Raw genomic sequence first — 11,027 nt, 5'->3', positions numbered from 1 at the left:
ACCTACAGGGGTTGGTAGGGGTCGTGGTTCTTGTGGTCGTCGGCACCGTCAACGTCACAGGCATCGGGGGCGCTGACGTCCGGCTCGCGGGACAGCTCGGGTGGCGGCGGGTGCTCGACGGCGGCGTCGTCACCCGCGACAGGTCGCTCAGGCATGCATTGCCCAACGGCTATGAATCATCCAGTCATGCTCGGCGGGACGAGTGACAGTCGCTATCCAGCGGATACGTCAATTTTCACGACGCGTCGTGGAGGGAGTCCTCTTCTGCGAACACTCCGGCCTCCACCGCCTTGACCGCGAGCGCGGTCCGGGAGCTCACCTTCAACTTGCGCATCGCGGCACGCAGCTGCTGATCCACTGTGGCCGGCGACTTGGCCAGGATCCGACTGATCTCCCGGTTCGTCTTGCCGGCGACGACCAGTTGGACCACGTCGAGCTCGCGGGGGGAGAGCTGGTCGCCGTACCCGCGTCGGCCGCCGCGCCACAGTCGCGGGACCTCGGCGCCCTGTTCGCGAAGCCGCTGTGCGACCCGGTCGGCATCGCCGCGGGCCCCGAGCCTGAACAGCTGCTCGTACTGTGCCGCCAGCAACTCTCGGCCCTGCTCGACCTGGCCCTGCGCGATGAGCGCCTCGGCTTGACGCTCACGGGCGAGCATGGCGTCGTACGGTCGTGGCAACGCGCTCCAGGCGCTTGCCGCCCGACCGTATGCCGTAGCCGCGCGGGCGTGGTCTCCGGCTGCGGCGAGCAGCAGGGCACGGCAGACGGTGAGCGCGGCGCGAGGCGCAGGCGCCGTACGGCCACGCAGCCCTCTGGCGAACTGGTCGCCCAGACGGGTCGCGGCCTTCAGATCCCCCGCGGCGAGGTGCGCCTCGATCCGGGCGGGAACGAGGTCCGTCGCCCAGACCCAGATGCCCTTCCTCCGGACGGTGTCCATCGGCTCATTCGTGATCTGCAGTGCCCGGCCGCTGTTTCCGTCCGTCAGCCACAGCCTGGCCAACGCGGCGGCGGCCTCCATCGTGTCGTCGGCTGCGCCAAGGCGGGCAGACTCCTCGAGGACCAGCCGGAACTGCTCCTCGGCCGCGCGCCGCCGTCCGGCTGCGGCTGCCAGCCGGGCAGCGAGGCGAATGCTGCCGAGGTAGTGCGCCGGCCGGTCCCGGTCGGCATCGGCGAGTGCCGTGCTTCGCTCCGCGAGACCCTCCCACCGGCCGGTGAGCCACGCCAGGTTGGCCTGTTCGAGTCCGACGTTGTGGTGCAACCGGGACGCCTGCTCGGCCTCGGCAAGGCGCATCGCCACGGCGAGGTGTTCCTCCGCGTCGGCGTACCGACCCCAGATCAGTGCGCCGGTCCCGACGTTTGCGTGGATGCGGGCCACGTCGAGACGCTCCGCCGGCGTCGCCCCGTCGACGGGCAGGTCGGCGACGACGTCCCAGGCCTCCTCTTCGCCGAGCATGAGCAACGCCGCGGCTCGGTTGCCGGCCAGGTTCAGCCGCTCCGCGGGAGAATCGAAGTCGGCGGTGAGTTCAGCGGCGCGATCCAGCCAACGCCGATGGGTCGACGCCGGCCACGGTCCCGCATAGGCCCAGCCAAGGTAGGTCATTGCCCGAGCCGCCTCGACCGGGTCATGGTCGAGGTTGGCCACCGCCTGCTCCAGCTCGCTGAGTGCTGCCTGCGCCTCACCCCCGGTGATCAGGAGCCGACCCAGGGGGTTGCGGATCTCGGCCTGCTGGCGGGCGGAGAGACCGGGGGTCTCCAGCACCGAGCGCAAGGTACGGATCACGCGGTGGTAGACCTCGTCGACCGGTTCACGACGACCCAGTGCGGCGACTCCGGCGATGCGCGCGACCCGTGCCCGGTCCACCGGCGCCAGCACGGCCCACGTCAACAGGTCGACCAGCAGGTCGACGGCCTTGGTGTGGTCGCCCGAGGCCATGGCCAGCTCGGCACTCTGCTCGGCGTACCGTGCCCAGGACTGCGTCTCGCCCGCCTCGCGAAAGTGGTGGGCAAGCTGTGCCACCGGCGGTGGATGGATGTGCTCCACGGCCCGGCCGGCCCGCAGGTGGAAGTGCCTGCGGTCGGTCAACGGGATCGCTTCGTAGACAGCCGTGGCGGCCAGCACATGACGGAATCGCCACCGGCCGCGGTCGTCTCCGTCCAGGACACCGGCGCCGGCCGCCTCCGCGACAGCGCCTCGGCACGCGGCTGGTGACAGACCGGCGGTCATCGCGATCGTTTCCACCGATGACCGCTCAGCCAACGTCGCCGCGGCCCGCAACACCTGCTGCGCCGTCGGCGACAGACGGCCCACCCGCTCCCGGGTGGAGTCGCGCACCGTTGGCGGCACCTGTAGCTCGCGCAACTTCAGCCGGACCCACTGCCCGTCGCGGAAGACGAGGTCGGCGCGGTCGCACATGAGGCGAACCGACTCCTCCACGGCCAGCGGAACACCGCCGGTCCGCTCGTGCATGAAGGTCGTGAACTCCTGGGATATCGGGTTGCCGTCTAGCATCGAGGACACCAGCGCTGCCGTGTCGTCGGGTCGCATCGGCGCCAGGGCGATCCTCAGCTGGGTCACGCCAGCAGGCAACCGGGACGTCAGCCGCAGCAACAGCGAACCGTCGTCCACCTCCTCCGGCCGATAGGAGATCACGAGGCTGGGCCCCTGCGACTGCTGTCGGGAGGTGACGAACAGCAGGAACTCCAGGGTCACCTCGTCGGCCCAGTGCGCGTCCTCGAGCACGAGAACATCGACATGCAGAGCCCGCAGCAGCTCCTCCAGGGCGCGGAACAGGCGATGCCGCGCCGCCTTCGCATCGCCCAGGGGCTGCAATGCGGGCGGCAGGTCCGTGGACCACTCAGGGAACAGGGGCCGTAACGCACCCGCAAGCTCGGTGAGCCGCAATCGCGACACCGGACGGTCGATCCCACGGAACGCGTCGACGATCGGCCCCAACGTCAGCGACTCGCGAAGCGGTGGGCACACCGACACCAAGGCGGTGCGCTGGCCCGGTGCGGCCAGCCACTCTCGCAGCAGTCGGCTCTTCCCGATCCCCGCCTCGCCCTCGACCAGCACGATCGCCGGTGGCCGGGCCAGGGCGCCCCGAAGCGCCGCCAGCTCCCGATCACGACCCACGAAGTGCGGAGTGGAGACGGTCGGTGAGGTCCCGTCGTCCTCGGTCGAGGGGTCGAGCATGCGTGATGATCTCGCTTTTCGCTGCTCGGACACAAGTACCCTCGCGTCACGGGATCCTTCTCGCAGCACGGCCGACCCCGATCGGCGAGGGGCTGCTGCAATAGTCTTCGCCCAGGGCGTTGCGTCCGGACCAGTTCTATGACCACGTCGTACGAGTGCAGGGTCCTCGGTACTGCTCCAGGAAAGCGACCGTCGGGCGACTGACGCAGCTGTGGTCAACGGTTGTTCGCCGATGTTGGCCGCCTGCCACTGGACGGGGTGGCACCCTGAGCACGTGGACAGGGCAGTGAGCCGGGGGAAGCTGGCATCGGGATTACGGTGAACGGCCTCTGATGCGTACCGCGTTGATCGTAGTAGCCGCGCTGGCGACGGCGGTGGTCGTGGACCTGATCACTGGCATGGTCGTCCGCCGCATAGCCCGTGGCCGTTACCGCTGGCTGCTGGAGCCGCTGCGGCATGCCTGCCGCCGCCCGGCGGCAGCGGTCCTGCTGGCCGGGGCGCTGTACTACGCGCTGCCTCTGGGACCGGTCGGGTGGCAGCCTCAGCTGCGGCACGTCGCCCGGGTGGCGCTGGTGATATCCGGGGCATGGTTGGTGAACAAGGCGTTGCACGTCGCCGAGGCGGTCGCGTTCAGTCGACTGCCTGGCGACGCGGTCGCCAGCCGGCGGGTCCGGCGGGCCCGGACGCAGATTCGCCCCGTGCGGCGGCTCACCGTCGCCGTGGTCACCATCGTCGCGATCGGCCTGATCCTGATCACCTTTCGGCCGGTACGCCTCTTCGGCGTCTCCGTGTTGACGTCGGCGGGGGTGGTCGGCGCGTTGATCGGCCTGTCGGCCCGTACCGCGCTCGGCAACGCGTTCGCCGGTGTCCAGGTCGCGTTCGCCGACGGCCTGCACGTCGGCGACGTGCTGGTGGTGGACGGCGAATGGGGCCGGGTTGAGGAGGTGAAGCTGACCAACGTGGTGATCCGGCTCTGGGACGAGCGGATGCTCATCCTGCCGACCACGTACTTCACCGAGCGGCCGTTTCAGAACTGGACCCGGAACGAGTCCAGGGTTGTCGGCAAGATCCAGATTCATGTCGACCACACCGCCGACCTGGACGACCTACGACGGGAAACGCGCCGGCTGGTCGAGTCCTCACCGCTGTGGGATCGCCACCAGTGGGTGCTCCAGATGGTCGACTCCACCCCCCAGACAGCGGTCATCCAGGTTCAGGCCTCGGCCGCCGACGGCGCCAGCGCCTGGGACCTGCGCTGCGACCTGCGCGAGGGACTGGTGCGCTACCTGCGCGACCGCCATCCCCAGTGGCTTCCCCGCACCCGCAGTCAGTATCAGCCTTGAATGGGCGGGGCCTGAGCTCAAATCCGCTCGATGGCGACCCCGTTCAGCCCGCATCTCTTGAGGGCAACCCGTCAATGGCGCCACTGCGGCGGGGCCTCCTCTCTCCGTTGGGAGTCCAGCGGGCGTCTTGGGGCCGGGTACCTGCTCCAGCCCGACTTCTGGAACCGCACACTGGAGAACTGGCAGTCGGAACTACTGGCCATCTCCCGATGGTCGTTCTTTCGATCTACCTGCGACAGCGAGGGTCCTCACAATCCAAGCCGGTCGGCGTGGCGCACACCGCCACCGGAATGGAGGGCTGAGACCTCTCCACGATTCCAGGATATTCACAACCTGATCCGGTAATCGCTTCCGGTTTTTCCTACGTGATCTGCTTCAGCTGGAACGCTGACCAGGTGGAGCAGCAATCGGGACGACCGGCGCGGGGACGGCTCCTGTCGGTCAGGCGTGCCCTGTGGTCGTTAGCCGTCGGTGTCGTGGCAGGGACCGCCATCGCGTTGGTCGGGGCACCGGAGTTGACGCCGCTGGTGATCTGGACGATCGCGGCGGGCACGGTCCTCGTCTGGGTGTGGCGGGCCTGCTGGCCGGCGAGCCCACGGCGCACCGAGCAGCTTGCCGAGGCGGAGCAGCAGTCCCGTTCCACCGATGCGGCGGTCCTGATCGCGTCCGTCATCAGCCTCGTCGCCGTGGCCGAGGCGCTCATCCGCGCCTCGAACCAGCAGGACGTGGTGGCTGTCACGCTGGTGATCCTCAGCGTCGTCGCGGTGGTCCTGGCGTGGGCGCTGGTGAATACGGTCTTCGCACTCAAGTACGCGCGGCTGTACTACCGCCACGATGGCGGCATCGATTTCAAGCGGGAAGATCCACCGGCCTACGCCGACTTCGCGTACGTCGCCTTCACCGTCGGCATGTCCTACGCCCCGGGCGAGAACGAACCCACAAGCAACCGCATGCGCCGGATCGCGCTCGGGCATGCCCTGCTCTCCTACACCTTCGGAACTGGCATCCTGGCCGTCGCCGTCAACCTGGTCACCAACCTGGGCCAATCATGACCCCCGCGGAGCATGCAGTGGCGTGACCTGGCCCGCTGCCATGTCGCCACCACGGTGGACGTCGATCAGCCCGGCGGCTGCTGCCCCTGCGGTCCTGCTAGCCGCGTCGTGACCTGCCTCAGTGGCTGACTACTGTGGACGGTCCTCTTCATCCGTCGCCACGCCGCTCGGGCCGGAGACCCGCCCAGCACGCTGCCGAGACCCTCCACACCGCCGCCAGCCGTCGTTCCGCTGGTCTGAGCCAGTTGCTGGGTGGACTGCCCGAGCTGCTGGGCGGCCTGCCCGAGTTGTTGACCGACCTGCTGGGTGGCCTGCTGCAGCGTCTGCGACAGCGGACCATTGGGCCCCAGCGCCTCCTGCGCTGTCTGCCCCACCTGGTCCACGGCCTTGTCCACCGTCTTCACCACCGACTCGATGATCTGAGGGTTGCGCTCGATCGTGCGGAGGGCGCTGTCGAGAATTCCCCGTACCTCGTCGAGCCGAACCTCGAGCATCGCCTCGGCCTCGACGCCCTTGATATCGATCTTCACCGTGCCGAGACGCGCCTGAACGCCCACGTCGAGCTGGAGCAGGCTACCCAGCCGGGCTCGCAGAGAAACAGAGGCGTCCAGATCGTCGACCTCGACGTAGATCTGTTCGACCTTGACCTGCGGAATCTGGAGGACGACGTCCGGGTCTGACATGGTCTTGCTGCTGTGCCCACCAGCCGGCTGGGGAAGGCCGTGCTCACCACTCGTCGGGGCGGGCAACTCTCGTGCGCCCGTGTCCCGGCTCTCCGGTTCGGTCATCCCGCACTCCTCGGGCCTCGCCTGACATCCGGACCGAATGGAGCCCACCTATCGGTGTGGCCTAGGTGCCGATCCGGCGAGGCTGGAGCTGTCCAGAGCCAGGCCCGGTCAACTGCCAGAACTCCTGCGGCAACTGGTCGACGAAGTCTCCGTACTCCTTCGCGCTGGCAGCCTCACGCAGGGTATCCATCACGGCCCGCGCTCCCTCCGTGGCCATCTCGCGATCGACCCCTGCCCGGGACTGCACCCGTTCCAGGAATTCGGTGAGACCGAACCGTTCCGGATCTTCGGTGGGCCTGGACACCAGGCCTCGTAGCTCCTCGGGGAGCTGGGAGGCGAGGTCCCTTGCCTGGCCACCAGTGATCCGTTTTGCCACAGTCTCGAGCGTGGCGCGGGTAATCGGTTCCGCCTGCCCCGGTGAAACCTTGGGTCGTGCTGCCACAGACTGAATGAACTCGCTGTAGTTCACCTCGGGTCCCCTCTCGAAACGGATTGCGGCGGGTTCCCACCCACGCCCGGGTGAAACGGCGGTTCGCCCGCCCTCAGGATGGTGGCGAAGGGTGGTGGGTGATACGCCGGGTCACCCGCAACTGGTACAGGCCGGCGCTGGTGAGGGCATAGAAGACGGGTAGGAAGGGAAAGATGACCAAGCCGATCAAGGGTGCCACCAGGTAGCCGATCACCCCCGCGAGGAGGTACAGGACGACCCCGGCAAGGGCCCGGAACCGCTCGCCGTGAAAGAAACCGCCCTTGACCTGCTCCTTCAGCAGATCAGGGTGCCTGGCCAGGTAGTGGTAAAATGCCAGCCACGTCGCGCACAAGAACGCGCCGATGAGCGCATAGAAGGCGATGGCCACACGCTGGTCCGCGTTGTTGTGCTCCTGCAGCGCATGCGACACGACAATCGTTGGAAACGGCAGCAGCGCCGTGCTGAACAGTACGAGCAGGTTCATCCAGTGCAGCCCACGATCGACCTGCCGAATCCGGTTGAACGCCGCCTTGTGGTTGAGCCAGACGACGGCCACGTACGAGTAGGACGCGAGATAGGCGACGTACGACGGCCACTGACTGAGCAAACCGGACAGGAGACGACCAGGCGGGACGTCCGGTATCCCGAGGTCCAGGACGAGCAGCGTGATGATGATGGCGAAGATCGCATCGCTGAACGCCACGGCACGGCTGGTGTCCGATCGGGTGCCGAGGTCTGTGTCTGGCCCGCTCACCGACCGCGCCTACCCAGGGTCGTCTGCGGCAAACAGCTGGGCAGCTCGGTGGCGAATGCAGGGCCGCCCGCAGATCCGCGCCTGTGGACAGACAACGCATCCGGCCACCGAGCGTGCTGCGGTGGCCGGATGCGTGGGTGATGGTGGTCAGGGCTTGAGGACGACCTTCTCGCAGTTGTCCTGCTTGTTCTTGAAGATCTCGAAGCCGCGTTCTGCCTGGTCGAGCGGCAGGGTGTGGGTGATGACCCGGGTCGGATCGATCTCCCCGCGTTCGATGCGCTGCAGCAGCGGCTTCATGTAGCGCTGCACGTGGCACTGGCCGGTACGCAGGGTCAGCGCCCGGTTCATCCATGCCCCGGCCGGGAACTTGTCGAGGAAGCCCCCGTACACGCCGATCACCGACACGATGCCACCGCTGCGGCACGACAGGATCGCCTGCCGGAGCGCGTGCGGTCGCTCGGTCTCCGAGCGGACGGCCTGCTTGATCCGGTCATACGCGTGCACGTGCGCGCTGCCGTGGCTGGACTCCATGCCGACGGCGTCGATGCACTTGTCCGGTCCCCGCCCACCGGTCAGTTCCAGCAGCCGCGACCGCACATCGACATCCTCGAAGTTCACCGGCGTGTGGCCCGCCCGTTCGGCCATCTGCAGGCGGTACGGCTCCTTGTCGATGGCGATGACCTTCGCGGCGCCGAGTGCCCGGGCACTGTCCATAGCGAACTGGCCGACCGGACCCGCCCCCCACACCGCCACCACGTCGGTGGACTGGATGTCGCACATTTCGGCACCCATGTAGCCGGTGGGCAGGATGTCGGAGAGGAACAGGACCTGCTCGTCGGTCAGGTCCGACTCGATCTTCAGCGGGCCGACGTCGGCGAACGGCACCCGCGCGTACTGCGCCTGACCGCCCGCGAAGCCGCCGGTCAGATGCGAATAGCCGAAAATTCCGGCGACCGGGTGGCCGAACATCTTCTCCGCGATGCCGGCGTTGGGGTTGGAGTTTTCGCAGCAGGAGTACAGCTCGGAGGCGCAGGCGCCGCACGCGCCGCACGCGATGGGGAACGGCACGACAACCCGGTCCCCGACGCGCAGCCGGCCCGGATCAACGCCCCGACCGACCTCGATCACCTCGCCCATGAACTCGTGGCCCATGACGTCGCCGTCCTGCATGGTGGGCACATACCCATCGAGCAGGTGCAGGTCCGAGCCGCAGATCGCCGTCGAAGTGATCCTTACGATGGCATCGCGCTCGTTCAGGATCTTCGGGTCCGGCACGTCACGAACCTTGACCTTGTTGCGACCCGCCCAGGTGTTCGCCCTCACGAATCGGCCCCCTTCGCCAGCTCGGAATCCGACAGCGGTTGCGCCGGACGCTGCGGGAACTCCTTGCGTGCCCGCTTGCCCCACGGGGCGCCCTCGGATCGGACCACCTGGCCGGTCTCCAGCACCTGCTTGAGCCGGCGCAGGTCGTCGTCGAGCTGCTGGTGCGGTTCCTCGCCGAAGTACTTGGCGACCGCCTTGCCGACCGCGCCGCCCGGGATGTCGTACGACAGAACGACGTGCACCTCGGTGCTCACCCCGTCCGGGGCGGGCACGAACCGGACCGTGCCGGCGTTCGGCACGTCGGCGTTCCCGGTCGACCGCCAGGCGATCTTCTCGCCGGGTGCCTCGTCGACGATCTCCGCGTCCCACTCGACGTTAGTGCCGAACGGAGCGCTGGCGGACCAGTGGCTCGTACGGTCGCCGGTGGTGCGGATCTGCTCGAGGTGGGCCATGAACGTCGGGAGGTTGCCCAGGTCGCGCCAGAACGCGTAGACCTTGGGCGGGGGTTTGCGGATGGTCGTCGTGGCTGTCAGCTCCATGGGTCCTCCTTCGCGTGAGCCTCGTGCCGTCGGCGCTGAGCCGATCTTCTTCGCCCGGGTGGCCTGCACGGCGGTCAGCAGATCCACCACCGTGATCCCGACGACGGCGCCAGTGACAGCGACGAGGCGACGCCGGCGGCGCCCGCTGCGGTGGGCGATGGCCACCCCGAGGGAGGCCAGGTCCATCGCGTCACCCACGACCCGGGTCCACGCCCAAACGCTCTTTCGCCGGCTCGTCAGGAGCCCGGCCGCGTGTACCAACTCCCGCGCCCCGACCAGCGGCACCACCGCCCGGGTCGTCGGGGAGTCGTCCACTCCGCTGATCCGGCGCACCGTGTCCGGTGCCGCCAGCTGTGCCACGCCCAGGCCGAGACTCACCCAGCCGAGCCGGCGCCCTCGCCGCTGCACGTCCTCTTGCCTGGCCTTCGCTGCCTCTCGGGTTGCTAGTTGAGTCACGGGTAGCCTCCGTATCCGGTCGCACCCGGCCGCGCCTATCGGTTCACGACGGTCCGGGGCACGACCCGTATGGGCCCGGATACCCCTCGGAAACCACCTCAACCCGCCCATCGGCCGCAGTAAGGAGGCGATCCCTGTCTCGCTGCTCAGCCCGACGGAGGCCGGCCCGCTGTGAGCGCCGGCTGACCGTCGCTCTGGACGGGTCCAACAGTCGCTGTTCGGCGGGAGCGGCGGTGTTTCGCGCGTCCGGAAAGCCGTCGCCACGGGCTCAGGACCGGCCTGATGGTCCCGGCCCTGAGCCCTATCGGTCAGGCCGTCGCCATCTGGCGGACGTCTTCGCCCTGGGCGAACTCCTCGACCATCTTGGCGCAGAAGGCCGGAAGGTCGCTGGGGCTGCGGCTGGTGACGAGACCGTTGTCGACCTGCACCTGCTGGTCGACCCAGTTCCCGCCCGCGTTGCGGATGTCGGTGCGCAGGCTGGGGAACGAGGTGAGGGTCCTCCCGTTGACCATGCCGGTCTCCACCAACGACCACGGGCCGTGGCAGATCGCCGCCACCGGCTTGTGCTGTTGGAAGAACGCCCGGACGAAGTTCATCGCCTCCGCGTTCATCCGGAGCCGGTCGGGGTTGACCGTCCCGCCCGGCAGCAACAGGGCGTCGTAGTCAGCCGCATCGACGTCGTTCACGGTCCGATCCACCCGGTAGCGGTTGGCAGGGTTGATGTCCTGGTTCATCGACTGGATCTCGCCGGACTGCAACGAGATCAGGTGAACCTCGGCTCCCGCCTGCTCCGCGGCGGCTCGGGACTGGGTGTATTCCACGTCCTCCACTCCGTCGGCGGCGAGGCAAGCGACTCGCTTGCCGGTCAGTGGCTGCTGGCTCTGCGCCATCTCGGTGGCCTCCCCTTCGCGGCGCCGCCCGGTCGGCGGCGCGTCGCTGGATTGCGGTCGCCTTCCCGGTGCGGGGGACGGGCAAACAGGCCAGCGAAGCCCGCCCGATGGCGGACGGTTCTCCCCACCTGCGTGCAGCGCAACCAGTGCCGGTGGGAGCGGGCGCGCCGTGCGCGTGTGCTGCCTGTCGCAACGGGTAAGGCAGACACCCAACTGGTACCCG

The 11,027-nt window shown here is 68.6% G+C and carries 10 protein-coding genes and 1 pseudogene; 3 read left to right on the top strand and 8 right to left on the bottom strand.

From position 1 onward, the window contains the following. Window positions 1-2 precede the first annotated feature (2 nt). Window positions 3-155 (bottom strand): hypothetical protein, encoded by a 153-nt coding sequence (locus MED15_RS33365; protein WP_167457574.1) that lies wholly within the window; start codon window positions 153-155, stop codon window positions 3-5. Between the two features lie 80 nt (window positions 156-235). Beyond that, window positions 236-3,190: an ATP-binding protein gene (locus MED15_RS04480; protein WP_112733499.1), complete on the bottom strand. Its 2,955-nt coding sequence runs from the start codon at window positions 3,188-3,190 to the stop codon at window positions 236-238. 332 nt (window positions 3,191-3,522) lie between these two features. Here MED15_RS04480 and MED15_RS04475 point away from each other — a divergent pair, with 332 nt between their 5' ends. The 3 genes and pseudogenes from MED15_RS04475 to MED15_RS04470 all read left to right on the top strand — a co-directional run bounded on the left by MED15_RS04475 (window position 3,523) and on the right by MED15_RS04470 (window position 5,585). After that, window positions 3,523-4,533 carry a mechanosensitive ion channel family protein gene (locus MED15_RS04475; protein ID WP_112697602.1) on the top strand — a complete coding sequence of 337 codons (1,011 nt, stop codon included), beginning with the start codon at window positions 3,523-3,525 and terminating at the stop codon, window positions 4,531-4,533. A gap of 30 nt (window positions 4,534-4,563) precedes the next feature. Then, window positions 4,564-4,835, top strand: a pseudogene (locus tag MED15_RS34760) (DUF6766 family protein). A 63-nt stretch (window positions 4,836-4,898) separates the two neighbouring features. Further along, window positions 4,899-5,585: a DUF1345 domain-containing protein gene (locus tag MED15_RS04470; protein ID WP_244220356.1), complete on the top strand. Its 687-nt coding sequence runs from the start codon at window positions 4,899-4,901 to the stop codon at window positions 5,583-5,585. A gap of 65 nt (window positions 5,586-5,650) precedes the next feature. On the opposite strand, the gene MED15_RS04465 is transcribed toward MED15_RS04470, so the two are convergent. The 6 genes from MED15_RS04465 to MED15_RS04440 all read right to left on the bottom strand — a co-directional run bounded on the left by MED15_RS04465 (window position 5,651) and on the right by MED15_RS04440 (window position 10,804). Next, a complete protein-coding gene (locus tag MED15_RS04465) occupies window positions 5,651-6,373 on the bottom strand; it encodes a hypothetical protein (RefSeq protein ID WP_091404841.1) in 723 nt (240 codons plus the stop codon). 61 nt (window positions 6,374-6,434) lie between these two features. After that, window positions 6,435-6,842 carry a DUF2267 domain-containing protein gene (locus MED15_RS04460; RefSeq protein WP_244220355.1) on the bottom strand — a complete coding sequence of 136 codons (408 nt, stop codon included), beginning with the start codon at window positions 6,840-6,842 and terminating at the stop codon, window positions 6,435-6,437. Between the two features lie 73 nt (window positions 6,843-6,915). Continuing rightward, window positions 6,916-7,596 (bottom strand): TMEM175 family protein, encoded by a 681-nt coding sequence (locus MED15_RS04455; protein ID WP_208646494.1) that lies wholly within the window; start codon window positions 7,594-7,596, stop codon window positions 6,916-6,918. 147 nt (window positions 7,597-7,743) lie between these two features. Continuing rightward, a complete protein-coding gene (locus MED15_RS04450; protein WP_112620511.1) occupies window positions 7,744-8,919 on the bottom strand; it encodes a zinc-dependent alcohol dehydrogenase in 1,176 nt (391 codons plus the stop codon). After that, window positions 8,916-9,866, bottom strand: coding sequence for an SRPBCC family protein (locus MED15_RS34050; RefSeq protein WP_244220354.1), 951 nt, complete (start codon window positions 9,864-9,866; stop codon window positions 8,916-8,918). The genes MED15_RS04450 and MED15_RS34050 overlap by 4 nt, the downstream gene beginning before the upstream one ends. Before the next feature lie 356 nt (window positions 9,867-10,222). Next, window positions 10,223-10,804 carry a type 1 glutamine amidotransferase domain-containing protein gene (locus tag MED15_RS04440; RefSeq protein WP_112620515.1) on the bottom strand — a complete coding sequence of 194 codons (582 nt, stop codon included), beginning with the start codon at window positions 10,802-10,804 and terminating at the stop codon, window positions 10,223-10,225. Between the last annotated feature and the right edge of the window lie 223 nt (window positions 10,805-11,027).

The organism is Micromonospora noduli, from assembly GCF_003264475.1.
GTDB lineage: Bacteria > Actinomycetota > Actinomycetes > Mycobacteriales > Micromonosporaceae > Micromonospora > Micromonospora noduli.
The sequence above is the reverse complement of the archived record's forward strand: the minus strand, read 5'-3'. Positions and strand labels throughout refer to the sequence as shown.

Coding starts and splice junctions, on each gene's coding strand:
- MED15_RS33365 (WP_167457574.1), bottom strand. CDS start 155: ATGCCTGAGCGACCTGTCGCGGGTGACGACGCCGCCGTCGAGCACCCG.
- MED15_RS04480 (WP_112733499.1), bottom strand. CDS start 3,190: ATGCTCGACCCCTCGACCGAGGACGACGGGACCTCACCGACCGTCTCC.
- MED15_RS04475 (WP_112697602.1), top strand. CDS start 3,523: ATGCGTACCGCGTTGATCGTAGTAGCCGCGCTGGCGACGGCGGTGGTC.
- MED15_RS04465 (WP_091404841.1), bottom strand. CDS start 6,373: ATGACCGAACCGGAGAGCCGGGACACGGGCGCACGAGAGTTGCCCGCC.
- MED15_RS04440 (WP_112620515.1), bottom strand. CDS start 10,804: ATGGCGCAGAGCCAGCAGCCACTGACCGGCAAGCGAGTCGCTTGCCTC.